Here is a 25,761-nt window from a genome sequence, read left to right as displayed (position 1 = left end):
GTCCTCGACGACCCCGTCCGGGCTCCGGTGCTCGCGGCGTTAAATTTCGAATCCTTTCTCGCGCGGTAGAACCTCACGTCCTTGTTTATTCGACATTTAGGGGTTGGTTTGCGCTGGATCACATCTAGGACTTTAGCCGGACCTTAAAGGAGGACGATAAGGAGCACCAACGATGCCTGTCACCTACAACGTCGGCCGTATAGCTAGAGAGCAGATTGATCCAGCCTACCTTCTAGTCCATCCTCTTGTGCCCAAGCTTGATCTTGAGAATTGGCGGGCGCTTTGCGAGGAGAGGCTGGTTTCCAGCTTCCACGGTGACGACCAGGACGACATTGTCGTCGCGGTAAACCCCGTCGGGTACGTCCAAGGATTATGCCTTTGTGCCGTCAGAAGACATCTTTTGCATGACCGGATGCTGGATGTGTCATTCTTCGTTATAACTAGCGTTGCCGATGAAGCTGGCGTCGCAACCGATCTTCTCCGACACCTAAAAGCGCTCGCAAAAAGGGAAGCCTGTGACACAATCCGCGTCTGGACGCTGTGGCAGGATAGGTGCATGCCTGATCTTGGCGATCTGGAGATTGACCGGCGCGATCATGGTCTGGTGATAATCCTGAACGGACACACCTCAGCTAAAGATTGAGAACCTATGGTATTCAGATGATCGGTTTGCCCGTGAAGACGTAGCCGATACCTCTCACTGATTTTATGAGCATTGGCCTCTTCACATCTTGTTCTATTTTTTTTCGCAGCCGCGCGATTTGTGCATCTATTGTCCTGTCGAATGCTTCCAATGTTCTTCCGTGTGTCAGGTCCATGAGCACCTCCCGCGAGAATACTCGTCCCGGATGTTTTGCTAACGCGACCAGCATATCGAACTCCCCGGTCGTGAGGACAACTTCCAAGCCATCGCTGGTGAGCAGTTGTCGCCGCCCCAAATCTAGAACCCAGCCTTCGAACCGAAAAACATCTCTATCTTCGGCTCGGTTCGACGATGTTGGAGGTTGCCGGCGACGGAGGACGGTCTTCAATCGCGCCAGCACCTCCCGCAGATGGAACGGCTTGGCGATATAGTCGTCGGCGCCGATCTCCAGTCCAACGATCCGGTCAATGACATCGTCGCGGCCGGTCAGCATCATGATCGGCACGTCGGAAAGTGACCTGACCCAGCGGGCTAAACCCAGGCCGTCTTCACCGGGCAGGACAAGGTCAAGCAGGATGATGTCGACCACGGTGTCTCGTAAGAATTCTCGCATAGCTTGGCCGTCCGCGACCCCTGTGACCCGATAGCCCTGCTCCTCAAGGTAACGAGTGAGCATTTGACGAATACGCGCATCGTCGTCCACGACGAGAACATGCTCGGAGCGGGTCTGTGGTTCAGCCACGTCTAATTTTGGAGACCAGCGCGTCTCTCCCCATGTTACAGTCCGTCACAATCTCGCACCAACGAGAACACTGCCATCGTTACGCCGTCACGTGAGCTGGCTCAACTGCCCGCGTCAACACGCGGGAAAGAGGTCGCCAATGTTCACGGAAAGTGCGATGTCACGGCAAACCCGGGTCGTCGCGGATTTCGCGCCCCCCTGCCATCAACCGTCGACCATCGAAGAGCTTTTCAGCAAACAGATGGCAGAACGATTCGAGGCCGGATCGGCGGTATTTTGGGAAGGCGATACTGCAAGTCATGTCTTCGCCGTCACGGAAGGGGTCCTGCGGATATTTAAGATTATGAGCGACGGCCGCAGGGTCATTACGGGCTTCGTGTATCCCGGCGATCTCCTCGGTGTTTCTCTCCGAGACAGCTACCTTTATACCGCCGAGGCGGTAACAACGGCAAGAGTCCGCCGCTTCGGGCGCACTCGGTTTCAAGATGAGATCAACCATTCCCCCGACCTTCGTCCCCAACTCTTTGCCCAGCTCTGCGACGAAATGGCGGCCGCACAAGACCAGATGGTGCTCCTGGCACGCAAAAGTGCTGAAGAACGTGTCAGCAGCTTCCTGCTCGTCATAATGCGGCGGCTGCGCCGGGAGCAGCAGGAGCAGCCTGTTATAGAGCTGCCGATGACGCGCCAGGACATGGCCGATTATCTCGGTCTCACGATCGAAACGGTATCACGTACGATGACGAAGCTGACGACTTGTGGCGTTATCGCCCCGACGGGGCGCCATGCCGTTGTTATAAAAAGGCTGGCGAAGCTCCTGGTGCTTGCCGGCGAGGGCGACGTGGGGTACGCTTCCGACGAAACTAATTCGATACGGCGAGCCGTATGGCCTGAGTATTACACGGCACAATAAGGAAGGTTACGCCTGCTTTGAAGTCAAAGGTCACTAGCGGCCACAGCCTTGATGAAATTGTCCGCATTCTCGACAGCGCCAACATCATCGTTCACGGCTTTGACGGCGTAATCAGCCGTTGGACCACTGGGTGCGAGGAGCTTTACGGATGGAGCCGCGAGGAGGCAGTCGGTCGGATTGTTCACGAGTTTTTGGAGACCGATTTCCTAGAACCCCTCGAAAGCATCCGCGCCCATTTACGCGATAGTGACATTTGGAAGGGCGAGCTCACGCACCGGCACAAGGACGGACGAGCGATCTTCGTTGCCAGCCGTTGGGTGGCGGTGTTGTCGGAGGACCCGTCGGGCTTCGCGATCGTCGAGACTAACGTCGACGTAACTGCCCTAAAGCAAACGCAGATTGACCTCATCACCAGGGAAGCACATCTGCGGTCGATCTTGGAAACCCTGCCAGAGGCGATGGTGGTGATCGATGAAGCCGGCAAGATAAGCTCTTTCAGCGCTGCTGCAGAACGGCTGTTCGGCTACGAGACTACGGAGATACTAGGGCAGAATGTTCGCATCTTGATGCCACAGCCAGATCGCGATGCTCATGACGGCTATCTCTCGCACTATCTGAGAACCGGAGAGCGGCGCATAATTGGCTATGGGCGTGTCGTCACCGGTCTTCGCAAAGATGGCACCCATTTCTCTATGGAACTAGCGATCGGCGAGGCGGTAACGAGCGGCAACCGCATTTTTACAGGTTTCATTCGCGATCTCACCAGCCGACACAAAATCGAAGAGGAGCTCCGTCAAGCTCATAAGATGGAGGCCGTTGGACAATTGACGGGTGGCATCGCCCACGACTTCAATAATCTTTTGACGGTCATCAGCGGCAATCTTGAGATGATTGAGAGCCGGGTCGACAGCAAAGAACTCGGTTTGCTTGTACGCGAGGCTCAAGATGCCGCGAGTGATGGGGCGAAGCTGACTGAGCAATTATTGGCCTTCGGGCGGCGCCAGTCGCTCCATCCGCAGTTGATCAATGTTGGTCAGCTCATACTCAGCTTCTCCGATCTTCTGCGGCGAACTCTTGGGGAGGCAATTGAGCTATGCACCATCGTCTCAGGCTCTACACATCAGGTGCTCGTGGACCCGTCGCAACTGCAAAATGCCCTTCTCAATCTCACTTTGAACGCTCGCTCTGCCATGCCGCGTGGTGGGAAGCTTACAGTGGAACTTTCGGCGACGCGGCTTGATACCGCTTATGCACAAATGCATCCTGAGGCACGCACTGGAAACTATGTGTCAATCTCCGTTACCGATACTGGGACCGGAATGTCCGACGAGGTGAGAAAGCATGCGTTCGAGCCATTCTTCACTACGAAGGATGTGGGCGCGGGTACTGGCCTTGGCCTCAGCATGGTCTATGGCTTCGTCAAGCAGTCCGGCGGGCACATCCAACTCAGCAGCGAGCCTGGCATGGGCACCAGCGTGCGGCTGTTTCTTCCCCCTGCCCCTGCTAGTCAGGCCCGCAGCGGCGACGACCCGGAGACGACCATTCGCAGGCGAGAGAAGATGCCTGGCGGCACCGAAACGATTCTTGTTGTCGAAGACGACGCACGCGTCCGCCGCGTTGCCGTCTCGCGGCTAACAGAAATGGGCTATAGTGTCATCGAAGCAATGAACGGCGCTGAGGCGCTGAGCTTGCTTTCCTCCCGTCCTGAAATCAAGCTGCTCTTCACCGATGTCGTCATGCCCGGAGACATAACCGGTGACGAACTGGCAAAGGAGGTGCGGTCGACCCGTCCAGATATCAAAATCCTTTTGACCTCCGGATATTCGGAAGGCCGCGCCGGCAGACGCGAACTGGCCCCGGCGAGTAACTGGTTGAAAAAACCCTATACCGCCGGTGAGCTAGCTGTTCGCATTCGGGAGCTTCTTGACGGTCAGGTTTGATTGACAACGAGCGCGATCGAACAAAATCGACCCTTGGTCTCTATCGAAGAAACCACAACAAGTCTTGCGGTCAACCGTGACGAAGTTTTCCGATGAGACCTCCGGAGTCCAGCGAACGCGAGCTTCCTGTCGGACCGCGCGGCGCGTGACTTCGAAAGTGCTCAGTAACATCCGAGGTTGTCCCCAGCTAATATCCGATATCGATCAGCTGGGCTTCTTTGAAAGGACTCAGTGGAGTGCGCTCGGATGCTTTGTTAAAACGTCTCAAGCCCCAGAAGCCCTGGTCTCCGATTTGATTGCGATCCGGGGATTAAGCTCCCTCGTGAGGGAACTTCTATAGTTGTTGCGAACTCGATCGGCGTTGTTTATGGAACCAGGACTGCTGCGCCTTGAAATCGGCCGGCCCGCAGATCGGCGAGCGCCTCGTTGGCTCGTTCGAGGGGGTAGACCGTCGTCACCGTTTTGACTGCCGCCTGTGGCGCGATCGCTAGGAATTCCAGCGCGTCTTGCCTGGTTAAATTGGCCACAGAAACCAGCTGACGTTCTTCCCAGAGCGAGCTGTATGGGAACTGCGGGATGTCGCTCATGTGGATTCCTCCACAGACGACTCGCCCCCCCTTCCGCACCGAAAGGAGCGCGTTCGGTACCAGCGCGCCGACCGGGGCGAAGATTATCGCTGCGTCCAGCTCTTCAGGAGGTCTTTCCTCCGAGCTTCCCGTCCAGCAAGCGCCGAGCTTTGCGGCGAACTCCTGCGCAACTGCGTCTCCGGCATGTGTGAATGCATAGACCTGCCGCTCCTGCCATCTGCATACTTGTGCCAGGATGTGAGCGGCGGCGCCGAAGCCGTAGAGGCCGATTCTGAGTCCGTCCCCGGCCATTCGGAGAGATCGCCACCCGATCAAGCCGGCACACATCAGCGGAGCGGCCGCGACGGGATTGTCAAAGCCAATGAGAGGGAAAGCAAAGGCGGCATCTGCCACCACATGGGTCGCGAAGCCGCCGTCACGGGTAAACCCGGTGAAGGCTGGCTTATCGCAGAGGTTTTCCCGTCCCGCATTGCAGTAGGGACAATGACCGCAAGTATGCCCGAGCCAGGGAATGCCCACGCGGGTGCCGAGCGCCGGCTGCGACACATTTTCTCCCAGGGCTTCTACGATTCCGACGATCTCATGACCCGGAACAATGGGCAGCCTCGGGTCTGGCAATTCGCCGTCAATCACGTGGAGGTCCGTCCGGCAAACCGCGCAGGCCTCGACGCGCACCCGAATTTCCCCGGCACTCGGCAAGGGGTCAGGGCGGCTTTCTAGACGTAAAGGTTGGCCGATCGCTCTCAAGACCATTGCTCTCATGCTGACCTTCGCACATCGGCTATTCCATTGGGCTCTTGACCGATCGCGCCAACTGAAGCAGGGCTACGATCGGTCTCTGCAGAGCGCTGCGTGACTCCTTGGCCGCCGACACTCAAGCACACGAACGTGCCGTCAGCTACGATCGGGAATGCTCGCAAGTCATCGGGCGAACTTATGCATACGCGACTTCCGGTTCCTTCACTGACGTCTCCAGTGGCGCCGTGAAATCCAGTACCATACGGCCTTCAACCCTGCCCGCTTTGAGTTGCGAGAAAATTTTGTTGATGTCACCGAGCGGTGCCCTGGTAATCTCGGCCTTTACTTTGCCCTCCATCGCGAAGACGATCGCTTCGTCGAGGTCGCGACGGCTGCCGACAATTGACCCACGCAAGGTGATGCGTTTTAGTACTACATCGAAAATTGGCGTCGGAAACTCGCCGGGCGGCAGGCCGACGAGCGCGATCGTACCCTTACGTCGCACCATATGCAGCGCCTGCGAGAAAGCTGGCGGCGAAACGGCTGTCACAAGAATCCCATGCGCTCCGCCGTCCGTCGCCTTTAGAACCTCGGCGACCGCATCCGGCGACTGAGCGTTGACGGCTACGTCCGCACCTGTTGTGCGCGCCAAAGCAAGCTTCTCAGGGGTCACATCGAGCGCGACGACTTTAAGCCCCATGGCCTTGGCGTACTGGATTGCAACGTGACCAAGACCGCCGACGCCTGAAATAGCGACCCACTCGCCCGGACGGGCCTCGGTCTCCTTTAGGCCCTTGTACGTTGTGACACCCGCACACAGAATCGGCGCGATCTGCGCGAAATCGACGCCAACCGGAAGACGGGCCACGAAGGCTGCCGAGGCGATGACGTATTCGGCAAAGCCGCCGTCGCAGCTATAGCCGGTGTCGTGCTGGTGCTCGCAGAGCGTCTCCCAACCGGTCTCGCAGTATTCGCAGCGCATGCAGGCGTCATGGAGCCACGCGACACCGACCGGATCGCCCTCTTTGAAATCACTTACGCCAGGCCCAATAGCGGCCACCACACCCGCCACCTCGTGGCCCGGAATGAACGGCGGCACAGGCTTCACCGGCCAATCGCCCTCAGCGGCGTGAAGGTCGGTATGGCATACGCCGCAGGCAATGACTTTCACGAGTAGCTCGCCCGGCCCGGGCACAGGTATCGGGACATCCTCGATCACCAGTGGCTTGCCGAAGGAGTGAACAACCGCGGCTCTCATCGTTTTCGTCATGATCTTGCCCTTTCCAGTGGGGTTAGATTAGGCGCGCACACGAGCGGCGCTTTGCGCCAGATCAAGCGTGCGATCATCTGCAACGTGGGAAAGTGACCGCGGGCTAAAATCGCGCACGGAGACAACATATCTGGCTTGACAGCGTGTCGCAGAGCGCCGCCGCTTCATTCTGCCCGTGCCGTCGGCAGTCGCATCGGCACTACGTTCTACAGCTGAATCGGTCGCCACTGCCCGCGGGTGATTTTTGCTCTTTGTGGACCTGCCATCATCAAATTCAAGGAACGACGGAAGACGACCGTCATTCAAGCCTCGGACGCGTCCCACTCCTATTCCGACACCAGAATGTTCTCTGTCGCCATGTGCGCGGGCCGTCCCTCAATTGAAGCTGCAGTGATCCAAATCAAAGCTCGCAATATCGAACTATGGGAGCCTCCGGACAGGCGGGGGTCACTCAGCCCACGCGCTTCAGACGCTTAGGCTGCTAGGAAGGACACAATGCTATGACATATGCCAGTACAAACCCTTACACAGGTGATGTCCTGAAAACGTTTCCGAACGCCAGTGATAATGAAGTCGCACAAGCCATAGCGGACGCGCACGCTGCGTTTCTATCTTGGAAGAAGACTCCTTTTTCCGCACGCGCGGAGATCATGCATGCTGCTGCCAGCCTCCTGCGAAAGGAAGTCGACACCTACGCTAAGACTCTAACCCTTGAGATGGGCAAGCTCTTCGCTGAGGCGAAAGCAGAAGTCGAGCTTTCGGCAAATATTTTTGAATACTACGCCCAGCACGCCGAAGCCCTGCTAGCCCCGGAAAAGCTACCCGTGGGCAATCCGGCGGAAGGCAAGGCGATGCTCGTTCATGATCCGCTCGGTGTGTTGCTCGCCATAGAACCCTGGAATTTCCCATATTATCAGATTGCTCGCATCATCGCGCCACAGCTCTCTGCCGGGAACACGATGTTGCTCAAGCACGCTTCGAACGTGCCCCAGAGTGCCGCAGCTTTCGAGCAGCTGATGCGCGATGCGGGTCTGCCTGCAGGGGCTTTTAAGAATCTGTATGCCACGCGTTCGCAGGTCGAGCTTATCCTCAACGACTCACGCGTTCGTGGCGTGGCACTCACTGGGTCGGAAGAGGCAGGTGCCATCATCGCTGCTCAAGCAGGCAAAGCCTTGAAAAAGTCTACGATGGAGCTCGGCGGGGCAGACGCGTTTGTGGTACTCGCCGATGCCGATCTAGAAAAAACAGTCAAATGGGCCGTCTTCGGCCGTCATTGGAATGGGGGACAAGTCTGCGTGTCCTCCAAACGCATGATCATCGTCGATGAAATCTACGATCGGTTCCTTGAACGCTATACTGTCGGTGTCGCAGGGCTGCGCGCGGGCGATCCGTTCGATGCCGAGACGACGTTAGCACCATTGTCGTCGCAGGGAGCCGCCGACGACTTGAAGGACAAGATCCGACGGGCGGCCGCACACGGCGCTAAGGCAACCGAAGTTGGCCCCAAGGTGCCAAACCGAGGAGCCTTTGTCCAACCGACGATTCTAACAGATGTCAGCGAAGAGAACCCTGCGCGCTATTGGGAATTTTTCGGTCCGGTTTCCATGCTGTTCCGTGCCAAGGACGAAGAGGATGCCCTGCGCATCGCCAATGACTCGCCTTTTGGCCTAGGTGGTTCCGTCTTCACCTCGGATGTTAAGCATGGCGCGGAGGTGGCCGAGAAAATTTCGACAGGCATGGTGTTCGTAAACCATCCGACTATGGTCAAAGCCGACCTCCCTTTCGGCGGTATTCGCCGCTCCGGGTACGGTCGTGAACTGCTCGGACTTGGTATTAAAGAGTTCGTCAATCACAAGCTGATTGATGTCGTCGATATCGACGCCGAATTCTGAGGCGTGATCGCCTAGGTCTCTGCCTTCCTGTGGTGCTGGATCGTGCCACAGGAAGGGGCTCCAGCGGGGGCTCCGGTCTCAAGCAAAGTGAGCCCTGGCGGCGGCGGAGATGGCGCGAAGGTCCAAAGGGGCAGAGCTGCGCTGCGCCCGGCCCATTTACGGCAACATTGTCGAGAAAATTGACGGAGCGCACCATGCCAATCAAAGTAGCCGTCCTGAAGGAAACCACGCCGGACGAGCGTCGTGTTGCGATGGTTCCTAGCCTTCTTGCCAAGCTGATGAAGCTTGGCGCGGAAGTATATATTCAAATGGGCGCCGGGGAAGCCGTAAAACTTCCGGACAGCGCCTTTAGTCAGGTCAAGTTTGTCGCCGACGCTAAGACGCTGGTCGGCGACGCTGATATTGTGCTCGGCGTCCAGCCGCCGGCCGCCGAGATTGTCCTGGCAATGAAACCGGGAGCGATCCTTATCTCCTTCGTCTATGCCCAGAGGCAACCGGACCTCGTTAGGTTGCTTCAAGATAAATCGATCACCTGTTTCGCCATGGAACAGGTTCCCCGCATAAGCCGGGCCCAAGCTATGGACGCGCTATCCAGTCAGGCCTCTTTGAGCGGCTACTACTCTGTCCTGCTCGGGGCCACACATCTCGCCCGGATTCTCCCTAGAATGACCACTGCGGCCGGGTCGCTTAGGGCCGCTACAGTGCTCGTGATGGGCCTCGGCGTCGCCGGCCTTCAGGCCCTCGCTACGGCGCACCGCCTCGGCGCGATCGTCGAGGGTTATGACGTGCGCCTCGAAACAAAAGAGGAAGCGGCGTCGCTCGGTGCGAAGTTCGTCGATACTGGCTTCGATGCACGGGGCGAAGGCGGGTATGCACGAGAGCTGACAGCAGACGAACAGAGCAAGGTCGCGGTCATTCTCAGCAAGCACATCCAGCAAGCCGACCTGATCATCACTACCGCGGCGGTACCTGGACGATCATCGCCGAAATTGATTAGCAAGCTACAGGTCGACGGCATGAAATCCGGCGCCGTCATCGTCGACCTTGCGGCCGAAGGCGGCGGCAACTGCGAATACACCAGGCCGGGCGAGACCATCCGCGTGGGGGAGGTGACGATCGTCGCGCCGATGAACGTCCCTTCGCTTCTCGGCGAACACGCCAGCGAGCTTTACGCCAAGAATATTCTCAGTCTGCTCGAGCTGATCATAAAAGACAAGAGAGTGAGCCCCGACTGGGACGATGAAGTACTAAGTAGAACGGTGCTTACCCGCGCGGGGCATATCGCGAATGAGCACGTTCAAACCTTGATCACGACAACCAAATTGGTCGCATAGCCAGATAATCGATCGGGAGATTGGGATGGAAACGCCCGTCGTCGGAATTGTAGCTCTCTACATTTTCATGCTCGCCGCGTTCGCAGGATACGAGGTAATTTCTCGCGTTCCGTCGATCCTGCATACACCGCTAATGTCGGGTTCGAACTTTGTCCATGGTATCATCGTCGTCGGCGCCATCTATGCCCTGCTTAACGCAAGCACGATGCCGGAGCAGGTGATTGGATTCGTCGGTGTTCTGTTGGGCGCGGGCAACGCCTCGGGCGGCTTTGCTGTGACGGAACGCATGCTCGCAATGTTTCAGTCCAGCCGATCGAAGAAAAGCCGCGGAGGTCCAGCATGAGTTCGCATTGGATCATCGACACCGGAAGTTTTGTGGCCGCCTTCCTATTCATCTACGGTTTGAAGCGCATGTCCTCGCCAGTTACGGCCCATTCGGGCATCGTCGCGGCGGGAATCGGCATGGTGTTGGCCGTTTTGGCCAGCTTGCTCTACGTCATCAACGTTGAAGCCGTGGCCAGGCCACACTTGCTCGTTAATTTCACGCTCGTGGCAATTGCGCTCGGCTTGGGCCTTGGCTGGGGCTGGCGGAGTGGCAAGACGGTGGCGATCACGGCGATGCCGCAGATGGTCGCGCTCTATAACGGGATGGGTGGCGGAGCGGCCGCCGCCATCGCCGCAGTGGAGCTCGTCAGCGGAAGAACGTCAGGCAAACCGCAACTCGGCGTGACATTGGCTGGCGCGCTGATCGGCTCGATATCATTCTCGGGTTCAATCATCGCGTGGGCCAAACTCGGCGGCCGCATCAACAACCCGTGGCGAATATGGGGCCAACAGGCCCTTAACAGCCTCGTATTCCTAGCCACACTGGGACTCGGATTTTATTTCATCACGAAAGGCGGCACGGCTGGCAACGGAGCCACCGCTCTATTCTTCGTAGGAGCGCTCCTCTTCGGGGTCCTGATGACGATGCCGATCGGTGGCGCCGACATGCCGGTCGTCATCTCGCTCTATAATGCCTTTACCGGTCTTGCCGTCGCCCTCGAGGGCTTCGTACTACAGAATCCCGCGCTGATGATCGCCGGTATGGTGGTCGGCTCGGCGGGCACGCTTCTTACATTGCTGATGGCCAAGGCAATGAATCGGTCGGTGTGGAATGTCCTCTTCAGCAATTTTGGCGATGTCATCATTGAGCAGGAGCGAGAGATCAAGGGCCGCCTCAAACCGGTTGAAGCGAGTGACGCGGCGGTTACCATGCGCTACGCCGGCAAGGTGATCATTGTCCCGGGCTATGGCCTCGCCGCCGCTCAGGCGCAGCAAAAGCTCTATGAGTTCGTCAAGCTCTTGCAGGCCGCTGGCGTCGATGTGAAATTTGCAATTCATCCGGTAGCGGGTCGGATGCCCGGACACATGGACGTGCTGCTCGCCGAGGCGGGCGTGCCCTATGATATCATCCACGACTTGGACGAAATCAACGACGAGTTCAGCTCCACCGACGATGTGCTTATCATCGGCGCCAATGACGTGGTGAACCCCGCGGCGAGGACGAACAAGGCGTCACCAGTCTACGGGATGCCGATCCTCAACGCCGATCAGGCACATCAGGTTTATGTTATCAAGCGCGGCCAGGGCCGGGGCTATGCGGGCGTGGAAAACGAGCTCTTTTACGCCGACAATTGCAATATGGTCTATGGAGACGCCCAGGCGGTGCTCGTGACGATGATCCAGGCCATCAAAGACCTGGGCGAAGGTGCGATTTTGAATGCCGCCTGACCCAGCGGCGGGCGGATCTTCAGGTGTCGTCTGCGGGATGCCGCCGTGCTTAGGGGCGTCGGATCGTCTGACGGTTTCGTTGATGACGACCACAGCTCCGCGTCGCCGCCGCATTCGATGATTCGTGAACGGTAGCGGGCACGAAGGTGAACTGGGCTTCTTGCAGCCTCGTGTCGTCGAGCCTGGCTCTGCATTGCTCGGACCGAGCGGCCCTGTAAAACCATCGTTCCGCCCACGGATGACTCTCCCGAGCTGAACGAGGGCTTCACCACGCGCGGCTACGGTCCTGGTGCGCGCGCCCGTCCCGGCTTTGGTCAGGGCACGGCTTTGCCGCTGATGCTGCTGCTGATGGCATCTTCGACTGATCTGAAAACTGCTGAATGGCCTAGGCAGCTGAGCAACCCCGTCCGCTCGGCCTGGAACCGCGCCCGCTCCGACGATAGCCGGGCCAGCGTCAGCACAATTCCCTTCCGACGCAGATCGGCAATCGTTTGTTGGAGGATGATAGAGCCGGTGTAATCCACTTCAACCACACCGCTTGCCTCGATCACCACAAGTCTCAAGGGCACCCGAGCCGAGGCCACAGCTGTTTGCAGTCGACGGCAGATATAGACAGCGTTGGTGAAGTTGATGGGCGCGGCGGGTGCAAACACCAATATTCCTGGCTCGGCTTCACCACGCTCCGCGTCGCTTGGGGGCCACCACACTGTCGTAGTCGGGACGCGTGCAAGTTCTAGGCAAAGCGGCCGGGCCATTGCATAGACGCTCTGGAGCAGTGAAAGCACTATGCTGTATAACATGCCCGTCTCGATGGGTAGCGCGGTCACGAGTGCGGCGCTGGCGAGGACGAGGACAATTTCCGAGCCACCTAGCCGCATAATCCGCACCATCTCGCTCCACCGAAATATGCGTATCGCGATCACAATCAAAATGCCCGCTAGCGCCGCCTGTGAGACGTAGTGAACCAGTGCTCCGCCACTAATAATAAGAACGAGCGTGCAGGCCGCCGCAATGAGCGAGGCCACTTGCGATCGAGCTCCTGCTCCGACAAGCGCCGCGGTACGCGGTGGGCTAGCATTCACCGAAAAAGCACCCATGAGCGCAGAAAGAATGCATCCGGCGCCGACGCCTGCAAAGTTTGGACTTATCGGCTCAAGCTGCTTCCCTTCGCCGGCAAAAGCACGCGCCACAGCCGCGGTCTGCATCATACAGACAAGCGCCACGATCCCGGCCAAAGGGACCAGCTTCATGAAATCTTGCATATTGGAGAAGTCCGAGAGAAACGGTGCTTGCCCAACAGGCGAAAAATCGGCAATCATGGTCACGCCTAGCCGCTTGAGATGGAACACTGCAATTGCAATCGACGTTCCTAAGATCGCAATGAGCGCGCCGGGAAGATGCGGCGCCAGTTTCTCCGAAAGCAAGGTCGTGCAAATCGCAACCAGGCCAATCATGAGGCAATAGGGATTGAGGTGCGCAATCTCGCCAAGAAGTTCGGGCAATCGCTCCCATAACGACCCTGAAACCTCCGCGATTCCCAGAAGAGACGGCAGCTGACCTATGGCAATATGCAACGAAACTCCGGCCAGGAACCCAGTTGTCACGGGAATCGACAAAAGATCGGCGACCCATCCAGCGCGGAGGAGAGCAGCAGCGATGAGAATCGCACCGACCATTAGGGCAAGTAGCGAGGCGAGGTGAGCATATTCCGCGGTGCCGGCTGGGGCGATTGCTACTAGTCCACCGGCAAAAATGAGCGCGATTGTGGAGTCGGCGCCCGCGGAGAGAAGGCGACTGGCGCCAAATATCACGAAGCCAAGTGACGCGGCGATAAAGGCTATGAGACCGGTTTCCGGTGGCAGACCGGCGAGTCGAGCAGTCGCGAGTTGCTCCGGCACGGCAATCGCCGCAAGGATTAAGCCAGCGGCAAGATCTCGCGGGAACCAGTTAACGTGCCATCCTTGTAAAGAGGTAAACGCCCAGGGCGCGCGATGGCGCAGGTCAAACCTCGTCATTGCGGCCGAGGGGTGTCCGACATCGCCTGGGTCTACAGAGCTGGCCAATCGATCGTGACATACGGTGAGTGAACCACCTTCCTCCGGCCCTGTCCGCGATGAAGCCTTTTCAAACCAGCTCCAGGACTTCCGTTTGTTTGAACGTCTTGGCATCTGTGTACCGCATAACCTGGCAAATCGCCAGCGGTGCAGGCCGGTGCGATACAAGTATTGCGCCTTGTCCGGTCCGCGCCAGGCGGCTGCGCAGCCGCTCGATCACGATTGCCTCCGTCACGCTGTCGAGCCCCACCGTTGGCTCATCGAGGAGCAACCACGGGGCCTCCCGAAGATAGCTGCGCGCGAGGCTAAGCCTCCTTCGCTCGCCGCCAGAAAGCGCCGCACCATTTTCGCCGATCCAGGCGTCAAGCTTGGCGGGCAGGCCGTGGATGCGCTCATCCAGCCCGGCATCGTGCAACGCCCCCCAAAGTAGGTCGTCGGAGATGGGCGCCGGGCGGGCGAGCAAAAGATTGTCTCGCACGGTCCCGGCGAGGAGTGCGGCGTCTTGGGGGGCATAGGCGAAGCAGCCGCGAAGCGCCGCCGGCTCCAAAACGCCGATGTCAACGCCCCCTATGCGGATCGCGTCGGCATCGGTTCGTAAACCCACAAGCCGCTCGAGCAAGCTCGATTTTCCGCTGCCAGACGGTCCGCTGACCCCAAGGATGGTGCCGGGCGGATATACGGCCGCCGGAGCAGAAAGGCTGATGTTGGGTGGAAATCGCATCGACACGGGACTGTGTTCCAAGGGCGCCCGAGCCTGCAGTATCTCATCCAATCGCGCCTCAGATTCTGCGAGACTGCCCCGAACCTCGAAGCCGCGGAGGAAGGCGTTAGCGCCGTCTACGGTCATGACCGCAGCGAGCGCCGCCAATGCGGCCAAGGGCAGCGACGCGTTGGCGCTCAGCGCCAAAGCCACCACGCCCGCCAAGCCTGGTGTTGTTGCTTGGAGCAGCGTGGAGTAGCCACCCCAGGCGGTCGCGCGGGCCTGCGCATCGAGAAGCGCTTCGCCTTCCGCGGCCACCCGCGCGGCGGCCCAGTCGCCAAGTCCATAGGCCCTCAACTCGGCGGCGGCGGCGATCGCCCTCATGTATTCCTGCTTAAGGCTTCCGTTGGCCCGCTGCACCGCCCGACCGTTGATTTCTGAGAGCCTGGAGAGAGCCCAGGCGGTCAGAAGCGCCAACCCCAGGACTATCATCGTCGCGCAGGCAGGTACAACACCAACACAAAGCAGCAACGCCATCCCGCTAATAAAAGAGGCGGCCGCCCCCCAAGAAGCGGACAGGCGCACGAAACGTGCCTCAACCGCGTCCACATCCTGGACCATACGCATCGACGCATCGCCGACCGTGAGTTTGAGTGCGGTAACAGCTGGAGCCGCTACAATGGCGCGGAATAACGCCGGACGCAGCTGCGCGAGTGCCCCGAAGGCGGCCTCATGACCAAGAATGCGTTCGGTATATCGGCCCCCGGTGCGGAGGATAGCTAGAAGCCGGATAGCTACAGCTGGCAACATGTAATTGAAGGCGTAGACCACAGCTGGACCGCCGAGACCGGCCAAGGCCGCACCGCCGATAAACCAACCGGATAGTCCGAGCAGCAGCACGGATGACGCGGTTACGGCTGCTGCCGACAGAGCCGCAATTGCGAGCTTGCCCCGCTGCCGTCTCCGCTCGACGGCGATCAAGGCATGAATGGATGCCCTCATGCGACGGCCAACCGAACAATCCTATCGGCGATAGCGGCGAGTTGAGCCGAATGGGTGGCTAGTATGGTGGTGCTTCCGCGGGCGCCGCGTGCAATCGCGGCGATGAGCGAGGCTTCCGACGCCGCGTCCACATGCGCGGTCGGCTCATCCAACAGTAGGATCGGCGCGGATTTGAGCAACGCGCGGGCAAGAGCGATCCGCTGCCGCTCGCCCCCTGACAGCCCGCCGCCACGCTCATCCAAGTGCGTATCAAGGCCATCGCGCCGTGACGACAGCATCATCCCGAGCCCTGCCTTCTCCGCAGCAGCTTCCACCTCACGCCGGGTCGCCCACGGGCGAGAGAGCGAAATATTGGCGGCGATGCTACCCGGGATGATCACAGGCACCTGCCCCACCCAGGCGATCGACTCGGTTAGTGACCCGAGTTCGGATAGGGGTGCGCCGTCGATTCTAACCTCACCACTCGTGGGCGGAGTGAGGCCGAGTAACAAGGTGAGTGCCGTCGTCTTTCCCGTGCCGCTCTGTCCCAGCAATGCGACAATCTGGCCGGGAGCCACATCCAACTGTAGACTAGACAGAGCTGCGCGGTCTTCACCCGGATAGCGGACGGTGACATGGTCAAATTGGATGCGCGGCGCGCGTGACAGACGTTGAGCGACCTTTTCATGTATTGGCGCGACGGACTCCAACGCGATAATCCCGTCGACTGCGCTTTCCGTTGCCTGACGGTCGTGATAGCTGGCTGCGAGGCGGCGCATGGGCGCGTAAAACTCGGGGGCGAGCGCGAGCACAAAAAAAGCGCGGCATAGATCCAGATGCTCCGGCACGAAGGCCGGGAGCAGGCCAAGCAGGTCGAAGCCAGCATAGACGGCGACCAGGGCCACGGACAGCGCTGCGAAGAATTCCAACCCGGCGGAACTAATGAACGCAATCCGCAACACGCTCATAGTGCGTCGCTGCAGCTCGTCAGCAGCCTCGCCAATACGACGCGTTTCCTTCTCTTCCGCCTGGAAGACAAGGACCAGGGGCAGCATTCGGATACGATCGGCGAACAGTGCACCGAGCCGCGTCAAAGCCGCGAACTGAGCGCGGGCCTCATCAGCTGCGGCGCCGCCCGCAAGAACCATCAAAAATACGAAAGGAACGATCGTGCAGAGGAGGATCGCGGCCGCAACGATGCTTGCGCAACCGACCGCGACGAGAATGAGAAACATACCCGCGACCGCAGTACGCGCTGGAAGAAAGCGAGCAACGTAACCGTCGAGCGTCTCGACCTTATCGACCGCTGAGGTCATCAAAGCTCCCGCCGCTGGGCGGGTCCCCGATGGCAAAGCGAGCGTCAAGCGCACAATGCGGTCGCGCAGCACGCGCTTAGCATCACGCGCCGCCGCTGCGCCGATGCGCGTGGACGCTAAGGCGCAGAGTCCACGCGCGGCCACGCTGGCCGCACCTAGCACAAGCCACGGCAACGCAGACGTTATTCCGGCCGGCAAGCGCGTCAGCCCCAAGGCGAGCCCGGCGGCAAAGCCTATCGCGGCCAGGTTGTCTAGAACGAGCATGGCGGCAGAAGTTCGATTGCGGCGACCGCCGGACGCCACCGCAACCCGCAGCCAAGTCTTCCGCCGTGTCATGGCCAACCGGGTGCAAGTTTCATTCGGCATACCCAGAGCCTAATCGAAGTCGGCAACCGAAGCATTGACCTAGATCAAACGCTTTTCTGGGCGAGCGTTTAACCTATGGCGACCTCTGCCATTCGGCGGCAACAGCGCAGGAGTGATTAACCGAGATGGACCCCGGCGTCGTCGACCTTTCGCGGCTTCAATTCGCGCTGACAGCACTCTATCACTTTCTTTTCGTGCCGCTCACGCTCGGCATGTCGTTCATGCTCGTCATCATGGAAAGCATCTACGTGATGACCGGCCGCACCGTGTGGAGAGATATCACCCGGTTCTGGGGCATGATCTTCGGCATCAACTTTGTGTTGGGCGTGGCAACCGGACTGACTATGGAGTTCGAATTCGGCACCAATTGGTCGTACTTCTCGCAATATGCGGGAGACATATTTGGCGCTCCGCTTGCGATCGAAGGTCTGATGGCCTTCTTTCTCGAAGCCACCTTTGTCGGTCTCATGTTCTTTGGCTGGCAGCGGCTCTCGAAGCTGGGACACCTCTGCGTCACCCTTGCGGTGGCCTTGGGAACGAACCTCTCTGCCCTCTGGATTCTTATCGCCAATGGTTGGATGCAAAATCCGGTCGGCGCACGATTCAATCCTGAGACGATGCGCATGGAGATAACAGACTTTAGCGCTGTTCTCTTCAACCCGACGGCTCAGGCGAAGTTCGTCCATACGGTGAGCGCTGGATATGTCATCGCTTCCGTCGCTGTATTGGGTATCTCCGCACTATATCTTCTCCGCGGAAGATATATCGGCTTCGCACGACGGTCGATGATTGTCGCTTCTGCCTTCGGACTCGCGGCCTCGCTCTCGGTTATCGTTTTGGGCGATGAGAGCGGATATACGATCGGCGAAAACCAAAAGATGAAGCTCGCCGCTATTGAGGCTGCCTGGCATACTGAACCAGCACCCGCCGGCCTGACCCTGGTCGGCTGGCCGGACGTCGCGACCCGTACTACGCGGTACGCGGTGCACATACCCTGGGTACTCGGGCTGATCGGAACACGCAGCTTAGATACCCAGATCACGGGTATGTCTGAGCTTGTGCTCGAGGCGCATCAGAAGATCCAATCTGGATTGCTCGCGTATGCAGCCGTTCAGACATTGAAGCGAAATCCTGACGATCCCGGTGCGCGCGCGGTTCTCGCTAGCCACGGTGCGGACTTAGGCTATGCGCTTCTACTCAAGCGTACCCTGCCCAATCCGCTTACCGCGACGCCGCAGCAAATTACAGACGCGGCTTGGGATACGGTGCCGGACGTCCCTGTCATGTTTTGGTCGTTCCGCATTATGGCGGGCCTCGGATTCTTCTTCCTGATCTTGTTCGGAACCGCGTTTATCCTGTGTAGCCGCAGGCGTTTTGACCAACGATGGTTTCTTTGGATTGCGGTATGCGCTATCCCGCTTCCTTGGATTTCAACCGAACTGGGCTGGGTCATCGCCGAGTTTGGCCGACAGCCTTGGGCGATCGACGGCGTGTTGCCGACAGGGCTTGCTGCCTCGTCGCTTAGCCGTGCACAGCTATGGCTCACGATCGCGGGTTTCACGTTGCTCTACGGCACACTCGCGATCATTGAGGTCGGATTGATTACGTGGACGGTCCGGCGTGGGCCCTACGCAGCGCACGAAGATCCAGCACCGGCGCCGGGAAATATCCCGGCCACCCCGATAGCCGTGTAGGAAGGGAGACGTCGATGAACTTAGCGGACGTGCCACTGGACTATGCGACGCTCAGAGTTATCTGGTGGGGAATGTTAGGCGTCTTACTGATCGGCTTTGCGCTCACCGATGGATGGGATCTCGGCGTGGCTGCGCTTCTTCCTTTTGTCGCTCGCACGGATAACGAGCGCCGCATGGTGATCAACGCCGTAGGTCCAACCTGGGAAGGAAATCAAGTCTGGTTCATCCTTGGAGGCGGCGCGATCTTCGCGGCCTGGCCTTTCGTCTACGCCGTGAGCTTCTCAGGATTCTACCTAGCGATGTTCTTGGTCCTCGCGGCGCTCATTCTGCGCCCGGTGGGATTCAAATATCGTTCTAAGCGGCCTGGGACGGCGTGGCGTGCGCGCTGGGACTGGGCGCTTTTCGTCGGCGGCGCGGTGCCCGCTCTCGTATTCGGCGTAGCCGTGGGAAACGTCCTTCTGGGCATTCCCTTCCGACTCGATGATGACTTGCGCACGTATTATGCGGGCAGCCTTCTGGGCCTCTTCTCGCCCTTCGCGCTGCTCTGCGGCGTGCTCTCGGTCTGCATGATCGTTCTTCACGGCGCAGCCTTTCTCGCTGTTAAAGTTGAGCGGGGGCCGGTGCATGCACGGGCCCGCCTGATCGGAAGCTGGGCGGCCCTTCTCTCCCCTCTGCTGTTCGCAATCGGAGGCCTATGGATTGCCCGGGCCAACATCGGATTCCATATCACGAGTGCCGTGGCGCCCGACGCGCCGTCCAACCCGCTGCACACCACAAGCCTGCGTCTAGCCGGAAGCTGGCTGGCGAATTACAGTCTGCACCCTTGGTTCATGACCGTGCCTGTGCTGGCCTTCTTTGGAGCAGTTCTAGCTTTCGCGGGCATCCGCCGCCGCTTTGAGGGCCTGGCCTTGGGCGGCTCAGCGCTCTCCGTCATAGGCATTATCGGGACCGTTGGCCTCTCGATGTTCCCCTATATTTTGCCAAGCTCGATCGACGCCCACTCCAGCCTGACGGTGTGGAATGCGTCCTCGAGTCCCGCCACATTGTTCATTATGTTGGTTTCAACAATCATCTTCCTTCCCCTCGTCCTGCTCTACACAACCTGGGTCTATTGGGTGATGTGGGGTAAAGTGACAACAAACGAAGTTGCAACAAATCCGGACTTTTATTGAGGAAGAAGTATCATGTGGTATTTCACTTGGATTCTTGGTGTCGGGCTGGCCGTGTTGTTCGGTGTCGTCAACGGCATGTGGCACGAGTTCGATTCAACTACGGCTGTTGAAGCAGAGCATTCGTCGGATTGAGCGCATCCTCATCTCAGATCCAGTTCGAGGACAGTCGCGGCTGAAATCTTCTATGCGCGATGGCTGTTCACCTTTCCCGAGCGGACAGGGCAAGGCGGATGCTGAGTAGTCAGAGGACCTCAGGCCGAAGTCCGCAACATCTGAAAATGCACCCCGTCGTACGCGAGTGTGCGGCTAGTCGTCGGCGAGCCAATAATCTGGGTGACTTAGAGCGTAGGGCCCTGCGCAGTCTGCAGAGGTTGCCGCGGACAATGTCTATAGTGTTTATCAGTGCCTCGTCAAAGTAAGCCGGCTCGTCGACGGCAGAGAGCAAGACATTCAAGCCGTCGAGTCATACGCTCGAGTCGCCTAACCTCTTAAGCAGCTCTGAGAGAGCGGAGAGGACGGTGGCAGACGGTCCTAGTGCCCGGTTACCCCACCCCGTGAGACACGTAGCCACAGTTGAGAGCCCTCCCCTCGGGGATCGCTCGGCCCTTCACTCTCCACGCACGAGCGAGCGCGATAAGCAAGAGAATGTTCGGACTGACGAACTTGGTGGTAGGAATTTCTTGAGCGGCTCCCTTTGAGTGCGAGTGGCCCGCAAACTTAAGTACCGTGCCGCTTTGTGCGGTGGTGACTGACGCAGATCGATTCAAGGAGTGTTTCTACGATTGACTTTCGCCGGGTAGATGGGACGCTCAGCGTGATACTCACGCTGGCTCCGTCCTAAAGGCCTTCCGCCAACGGCGTGGGCTGCCCGCGTACTGGACAGATTGTGCCGGTCGACGCAACCCGGTCTTTCCTGAGTTAGCTCCGGAAGATTAGGGCGCCGTCTCACCGCCATCAAAAAGTTAGCTGCAGGGGGTCGACACTAAAATCCTGATTGACGAACCACACGTATCGCTTGATCTCGCGGTGAATTTCCGTGTCCCTGCGACGTCATCGCCCGAAGAAGAATCCTGATGACATCGCTAGCTTGTCATTTTGACCACGTCCAGTCTTTAATTTCGGGAAGATCGTCAAAATGCACTCGGATATGAGGATCGTGTCTTGCCAGCAGACTGTTGCATCGGTCAATCAATATACCACTGCTTCGGAGCATATCGGGAACATAGCGCGGCACGTCGAGGCAGAGATGGAGGCGGCTCATCTTGTTCAAGACGACCATGTCGAAGGGCGTCGTTGTGGTTCCTTCCTCTATGTAGCCACGGACATGAAAACGATCGTGCGCTGCTCGTCCATGCAGCAGGTCGTGGATGACGCCCGGATACCCGTGAAAAGCAAAGATCACCGGGACGGTCGCCGTGAAGATCTTTACAAACTCCTCGTCGTCCATGCCATGGGGATGACGATCTGGGGGACAGAGCCGCATGAGATCGACGACATTGACGACCCGCACTTTCAGCGCTGGCGCATACTGTCGCAGCATCCATGCGGCAGCAATAGTCTCTTGGGTCGGGATGTCGCCGGCACAGGCGAGTACGATGTCCGGGTCTTCCGGATGGTTGCTGTACATCTCCCAGACGCCCGCGCCCCGACCACAATGGGCCTTCGCTTCCTCCATCGTTAGCCACTGTAGTTGGGGCTGTTTATCGATGACAATGAGATTCAGGTAATTCACACTCCGGAAACAATGATCGGCGACTGATAGTAAGCAGTTCGCGTCTGGCGGCAGATAAACTCGCGCCACGCTCGGCTTGCGATGGATAATGGTGTCGATGAAGCCTGGCCCCTGATGACTAAAGCCATTGTGGTCATTGCGCCAGCACGTCGAGGTCAGGAGGTAGTTGAGCGATGGCACATCCGCTCGCCAAGGAACGCGCTTCGCGTGCTCGATCCATTTTGCGTGCTGAATCGCCATTGAATCAACGATCATCGCAAAGGCTTCATAGGTTGCAAAAAGGCCATGGCGCCCGGTGAGCGTATAACCCTCGAGCCACCCATGGCAGCAGTGTTCACTAAGGACTTCCATGACACGTCCGTTGTGCGAGACGTGATCATCCTGCGGCAATATGTCACTGACCAGACAGCGGTCCGAAACTTCAAACACAGCGCCCAGTCGATTCGAGTTCGTCTCGTCCGGGCAAAATAGGCGGAAGTTATGAGGGTTAGCACTATACAGGTCACGCAAATACTTTCCTAGGATCGCCGTCGAGCCACTCCGCTCTATCGCCCGGTTGGTGAAACTGACCTGGTAGGCCGTATAATCGGGCAGAACCAGCGGCACACTCAATTTGCCGCCATTGGCGTTCGGGTTCGACCCCATGCGCCGGGTTCCACTCGGCGCCAGTTCGGCAAATTCTTCGCGAAAGCGCCCTTCGTGGTCAAACAGCTCCTCCGGTTTATAGCTATGCATCCAATCTTCTAGAATCTTGAGATGGACCGGATTCGTCTTGACCTCCGACACCGGCACCTGGTGAGCCCGAAACGTGCCCTCGACAGGCAGACCGTCAACAACCTTAGGACCTGTCCAGCCCTTGGGCGTACGAAGGACAATCATGGGCCACGGCGGTCGCTTCCTCACACCATCTTGGCGGGCGGCACGCTGAAGGGCACGGATCTTCAGGACGGCCGTTTCAAGCGCAACCGCGAATTTCTCATGCACATTGGCCGGATCGTCTCCCTCGATAAAAAGTGGTTCGTACCGTTGCCCCTGGAAGAACTTCGATAGATCGTCGTCGCTGTGTCGTGCCCAGACGGTCGGTCCGGAAATCTTATACCCGTTCAGGTGCAAGATCGGCAGCACTGCGCCATCTCGAGCTGGGTTAATGAAGTCGATGCTCTTCCAACTACCAGCCAGCGGTCCCGTCTCGGCTTCTCCATCCCCCACAACCGCGGTAACTAGGAGATCGGGGTTGTCCATGACTGCGCCAAAGGCGTGTAAGAGAACATACCCGAGTTCGCCGCCTTCATGGATCGACCCCGGCGTCGGTACGCTTGCATGGCTCGGCACCCCGCCGGGTGTGGAAAACTGACGGAACAGGCGTAACATGCCGGTTTCGTCTTGCGTCACCAGCGGGAAGAACTCTGTATAGCTGCCCTCGAGCCATAGGTTCGCGAGCAAAGCGGGACCCCCGTGACCCGGACCGGCCATGTAGATTGCATCGAGATCGTATTTCTTGATAAGCCGATTCATATGCACGTAAATGAGGTTCAGACCTGGGGACGTGCCCCAATGACCGAGCAGACGTGGCTTGATATGCTCGACACGGAGCTTCTCGCGTAGCAACGGATTAGCACAAAGATAAATTTGGCCGACGTTTAAGTAGTTTGCGGCCCTCCACCATGCGTCTACCTTCCGAAGTTCCTCCGGGCTCAAGTGCGTGAGTTCGGGCGTCGCTATCTGGTTCATCGTGTATCCTGGCACAGTAGGTCGAAAATTTCGGACCGTTCTACTTCACATCATGAACAGAGTATTCGCTGCTCTCGACAGCAATGGTCGATAAGGCCGGCACATCGGTGTTCCTTGCCGTCCCGGAGGAATACGAGGTCCAACCCTTCGGACGACCCGCCTTAAGGCGTGCCCTTCCCGTCCGTTGTCAGACGTGCGAGAAGGGTGCCAGGTTCAACGACGGCGTTGACCTTCGACGCAGTTGAGAGCCAGCCGGTCACCGGTGCTGTGATCTCGTGGCGGCTGTCCTCAATGCGGACTTCGGCAATTCGATCCCCGCGAGACACCAGCGTGCCATCGGTGACGAACCAACGCTCGACGAAGCCTTCCGGCAAGATAGTTGAGCCCCAAAGAGCTTCGTCGACTCGAACATCTACTACTGTCACTTTTGCCTCCACAACTCGTAACCTACTGCACATCCGTTCGACGCACGGTTCTTAACGGGATCCGCTGAGCACTAGCTTCCATGGATACTCCACACAAACTTCTGAAAAGCTGCCCCGCGATATCATCCCGCGACAAGCACCGAGGGCTCCGAACCAATCACCGAAACTGCCAGAGACCGGTGCGCTCTGCGTTCCGATCAAACTTTGCGAGGCGCGGCCTAAAAACGCGATGGAAAGTGTAAATGCGCTCTCGTCCCTTGCGCCGCAGCTGTGTCGATTATCCCGCGTCAAAGCGGCGAGCCTCCACTTATGCCAACCGTCAAACCGGAATTCGGCTCGATCCACACGAGATGATCCTTGACAGACTTAACCCCGGCGACATTCTCCGCCACGACGATGATGGCGTCACGTGTGCGCTCGTCCGAAATGATTCCGTCGAGGTCGACCCTTCCATCCACGACGGTGACCTTGATACCGATGGGCGCCCAAGCTTTTTCGTCCAAACTTGAGATGACTTTCTCCCTGATTTCGGCATCCCCAAGGGCCGCCGTTTCTTGCGGATCTAGAAGCGGCGCAAGAGCCCGCAGAAAGTCCGCTCGGCTCACTATACCCACCAATGCCTCGTCCCGCACGACCGGAAGTCGCTTAATTCGCTTGCGTTGCATCAGCATCACCACATCTTCAAGCGAGGTTGTTTCAGTTATGCAGACCGGATGGTCCGTCATAACCTCGCCGACGCGCCTGCCGTGACTTTGAACGAAGTTCCTCGCGAGCCGTCCTGGCGCTAGGAAAGCCAGAAGCCAGTTTGGCGCTATCTCAGTTCCGATCTCGGCGCGCTCCAGTAAATCACCTTCTGTCAGCATCCCAATCACGCGACCGTCCGGGTCAACAACCGGCAGGCCGCTAACGCGATGTCCTATCATCAACTGCACGGCCTTGTAGAGAGTGTCGTCCGCTCTAACGGTCAACGGCTCCGGTGTCATGATATCGACGGCGTTCATCGTCAGCCCCTTGAATAAAGGAAGGTCTCGAACGGCGACCATGCGCTTCATCGGCCGACGGCCAGCCTGTCCACCACGTGCGTGACGCCCGGCACCGCCCAGGCGGTGTTCTCCGCGACATTGCGTTCACGCCAGCCTTTAACCCTGCCTGACAGTGTCACGCGTCCACCGTCGACGGCTATGCTGATGTTGTCCGGATCCAACTCGGCATTCCGCCTGAACGCTTCGGCGATGCGATCCTTCATATTCCCAGGGAAGACCTGCTTGCGGACCGTAATCCGATTCGTGACGCCAGCAACGCCTAATAGGCGCTGTGCGAGGTTCTCGGCAGCTTGCTTCTGATAGTTCCAATCGACCTCGCCGGAGAGTTCCACCCAGCGGCCCTCGACTTTGATCGGCACTCCATGTGCTAGGGCCGGAACCGTCCATGCAAGAAGACTAGCGAGGCGTCGGGCGATCTCCTCGTCGTCGAACCTGGCATGGTCCGGCAAAACCACCTCGATCTTTTCGGCAATAGCCTTGACACCTTTCACCCGTTGCACCGCGCGCTCCACGAGTATCTTCTCATCAAAGGTTGGAACGTGTCCTGTGAGAGTGACCACGCCATCGTTGACCGCGACCCCGATCCTGCTTGCCTCGATCGCCGGATCGAACTCGAGTTCGGCTTCGACATCGCGTCGTAATGCCGCATCATTGCTCATCTGCAGTCTTCCCTTCCTCTGCGAGGGCTTGACAACATTCCCCCGGAAGCGAATGCGTC

Annotated in this window: 20 protein-coding genes; 10 read left to right on the top strand and 10 right to left on the bottom strand. The window is 58.7% G+C overall.

The window, feature by feature from the left end; translation table 11 throughout:
- The first annotated feature begins 172 nt into the window (after positions 1-172).
- A complete protein-coding gene (locus tag GSQ83_RS03760; RefSeq protein ID WP_158801548.1) occupies positions 173-643 on the top strand; it encodes a hypothetical protein in 471 nt (156 codons plus the stop codon).
- A gap of 13 nt (positions 644-656) precedes the next feature.
- On the opposite strand, the gene GSQ83_RS03755 is transcribed toward GSQ83_RS03760, so the two are convergent.
- Positions 657-1,346 carry a response regulator gene (locus GSQ83_RS03755; RefSeq protein ID WP_254065482.1) on the bottom strand — a complete coding sequence of 230 codons (690 nt, stop codon included), beginning with the start codon at positions 1,344-1,346 and terminating at the stop codon, positions 657-659.
- A 178-nt stretch (positions 1,347-1,524) separates the two neighbouring features.
- Here GSQ83_RS03755 and GSQ83_RS03750 point away from each other — a divergent pair, with 178 nt between their 5' ends.
- Both GSQ83_RS03750 and GSQ83_RS03745 read left to right on the top strand, forming a co-directional pair.
- Positions 1,525-2,295 carry a Crp/Fnr family transcriptional regulator gene (locus GSQ83_RS03750; RefSeq protein ID WP_216849909.1) on the top strand — a complete coding sequence of 257 codons (771 nt, stop codon included), beginning with the start codon at positions 1,525-1,527 and terminating at the stop codon, positions 2,293-2,295.
- Between the two features lie 17 nt (positions 2,296-2,312).
- A complete protein-coding gene (locus GSQ83_RS03745; RefSeq protein WP_216849908.1) occupies positions 2,313-4,235 on the top strand; it encodes a PAS domain-containing sensor histidine kinase in 1,923 nt (640 codons plus the stop codon).
- A gap of 365 nt (positions 4,236-4,600) precedes the next feature.
- Here the strand turns inward: GSQ83_RS03745 and GSQ83_RS03740 are convergent, their stop codons facing one another.
- Positions 4,601-5,584 carry a zinc-dependent alcohol dehydrogenase family protein gene (locus GSQ83_RS03740; protein ID WP_158801546.1) on the bottom strand — a complete coding sequence of 328 codons (984 nt, stop codon included), beginning with the start codon at positions 5,582-5,584 and terminating at the stop codon, positions 4,601-4,603.
- 172 nt (positions 5,585-5,756) lie between these two features.
- Positions 5,757-6,830, bottom strand: a complete 1,074-nt coding sequence (gene adhP / locus GSQ83_RS03735) for an alcohol dehydrogenase AdhP (protein WP_158801545.1) — start codon at positions 6,828-6,830, stop codon at positions 5,757-5,759.
- Positions 6,831-7,330: 500 nt separating this feature from the next.
- Here adhP and GSQ83_RS03730 point away from each other — a divergent pair, with 500 nt between their 5' ends.
- The 4 genes from GSQ83_RS03730 (at position 7,331) to GSQ83_RS03715 (ending at position 11,829) form a co-directional block, all read left to right on the top strand.
- Positions 7,331-8,722: an NAD-dependent succinate-semialdehyde dehydrogenase gene (locus tag GSQ83_RS03730; protein ID WP_158801544.1), complete on the top strand. Its 1,392-nt coding sequence runs from the start codon at positions 7,331-7,333 to the stop codon at positions 8,720-8,722.
- 194 nt (positions 8,723-8,916) lie between these two features.
- On the top strand, positions 8,917-10,056 hold the full coding sequence (locus GSQ83_RS03725; RefSeq protein ID WP_158801543.1) for an NAD(P) transhydrogenase subunit alpha: 1,140 nt from the start codon (positions 8,917-8,919) through the stop codon (positions 10,054-10,056).
- Positions 10,057-10,081: 25 nt separating this feature from the next.
- Positions 10,082-10,399 carry an NAD(P) transhydrogenase subunit alpha gene (locus GSQ83_RS03720; RefSeq protein WP_158801542.1) on the top strand — a complete coding sequence of 106 codons (318 nt, stop codon included), beginning with the start codon at positions 10,082-10,084 and terminating at the stop codon, positions 10,397-10,399.
- On the top strand, positions 10,396-11,829 hold the full coding sequence (locus GSQ83_RS03715; protein ID WP_158801541.1) for an NAD(P)(+) transhydrogenase (Re/Si-specific) subunit beta: 1,434 nt from the start codon (positions 10,396-10,398) through the stop codon (positions 11,827-11,829). The genes GSQ83_RS03720 and GSQ83_RS03715 overlap by 4 nt, the downstream gene beginning before the upstream one ends.
- A gap of 314 nt (positions 11,830-12,143) precedes the next feature.
- Here the strand turns inward: GSQ83_RS03715 and GSQ83_RS03710 are convergent, their stop codons facing one another.
- The 3 genes from GSQ83_RS03710 to cydD form a co-directional block, all read right to left on the bottom strand.
- On the bottom strand, positions 12,144-13,844 hold the full coding sequence (locus GSQ83_RS03710) for a SulP family inorganic anion transporter (protein WP_158801540.1): 1,701 nt from the start codon (positions 13,842-13,844) through the stop codon (positions 12,144-12,146).
- 109 nt (positions 13,845-13,953) lie between these two features.
- On the bottom strand, positions 13,954-15,585 hold the full coding sequence (locus tag GSQ83_RS03705; RefSeq protein ID WP_158801539.1) for an ATP-binding cassette domain-containing protein: 1,632 nt from the start codon (positions 15,583-15,585) through the stop codon (positions 13,954-13,956).
- Positions 15,582-17,144, bottom strand: coding sequence for a thiol reductant ABC exporter subunit CydD (gene cydD, locus GSQ83_RS03700; RefSeq protein ID WP_254065480.1), 1,563 nt, complete (start codon positions 17,142-17,144; stop codon positions 15,582-15,584). The genes GSQ83_RS03705 and cydD overlap by 4 nt, the downstream gene beginning before the upstream one ends.
- 227 nt (positions 17,145-17,371) lie before the next feature.
- Here cydD and GSQ83_RS03695 point away from each other — a divergent pair, with 227 nt between their 5' ends.
- The 3 genes from GSQ83_RS03695 to cydX are packed head-to-tail and all read left to right on the top strand — an operon-like array spanning position 17,372 to position 20,244.
- On the top strand, positions 17,372-18,940 hold the full coding sequence (locus GSQ83_RS03695) for a cytochrome ubiquinol oxidase subunit I (protein WP_158801537.1): 1,569 nt from the start codon (positions 17,372-17,374) through the stop codon (positions 18,938-18,940).
- A 14-nt stretch (positions 18,941-18,954) separates the two neighbouring features.
- Complete coding sequence (gene cydB / locus GSQ83_RS03690) at positions 18,955-20,112, top strand: cytochrome d ubiquinol oxidase subunit II (RefSeq protein ID WP_158801536.1); 1,158 nt, start codon at positions 18,955-18,957, stop codon at positions 20,110-20,112.
- A gap of 12 nt (positions 20,113-20,124) precedes the next feature.
- Entirely contained in the window at positions 20,125-20,244 is a 120-nt protein-coding gene (cydX, locus tag GSQ83_RS03685) for a cytochrome bd-I oxidase subunit CydX (protein ID WP_158801535.1), read from the top strand.
- 958 nt (positions 20,245-21,202) lie between these two features.
- Here cydX and GSQ83_RS03680 read toward each other — a convergent pair.
- The 4 genes from GSQ83_RS03680 to GSQ83_RS03665 all read right to left on the bottom strand — a co-directional run bounded on the left by GSQ83_RS03680 (position 21,203) and on the right by GSQ83_RS03665 (position 25,702).
- On the bottom strand, positions 21,203-23,575 hold the full coding sequence (locus GSQ83_RS03680) for a phosphoketolase (protein ID WP_158801534.1): 2,373 nt from the start codon (positions 23,573-23,575) through the stop codon (positions 21,203-21,205).
- 161 nt (positions 23,576-23,736) lie between these two features.
- Positions 23,737-23,949 (bottom strand): lipoyl domain-containing protein, encoded by a 213-nt coding sequence (locus GSQ83_RS03675; protein WP_216849907.1) that lies wholly within the window; start codon positions 23,947-23,949, stop codon positions 23,737-23,739.
- Positions 23,950-24,287: 338 nt separating this feature from the next.
- Positions 24,288-25,052, bottom strand: a complete 765-nt coding sequence (locus tag GSQ83_RS03670; RefSeq protein WP_158801532.1) for a CBS domain-containing protein — start codon at positions 25,050-25,052, stop codon at positions 24,288-24,290.
- Positions 25,049-25,702 carry a BON domain-containing protein gene (locus GSQ83_RS03665; RefSeq protein ID WP_158801531.1) on the bottom strand — a complete coding sequence of 218 codons (654 nt, stop codon included), beginning with the start codon at positions 25,700-25,702 and terminating at the stop codon, positions 25,049-25,051. The genes GSQ83_RS03670 and GSQ83_RS03665 overlap by 4 nt, the downstream gene beginning before the upstream one ends.
- Between the last annotated feature and the right edge of the window lie 59 nt (positions 25,703-25,761).

This window comes from Acidisoma sp. L85 (assembly GCF_009765865.1).
Classification (GTDB): domain Bacteria; phylum Pseudomonadota; class Alphaproteobacteria; order Acetobacterales; family Acetobacteraceae; genus Acidisoma.
Note: the sequence above shows the minus strand (reverse complement) of the source record. Positions and strands in the feature narration are given on the sequence as shown.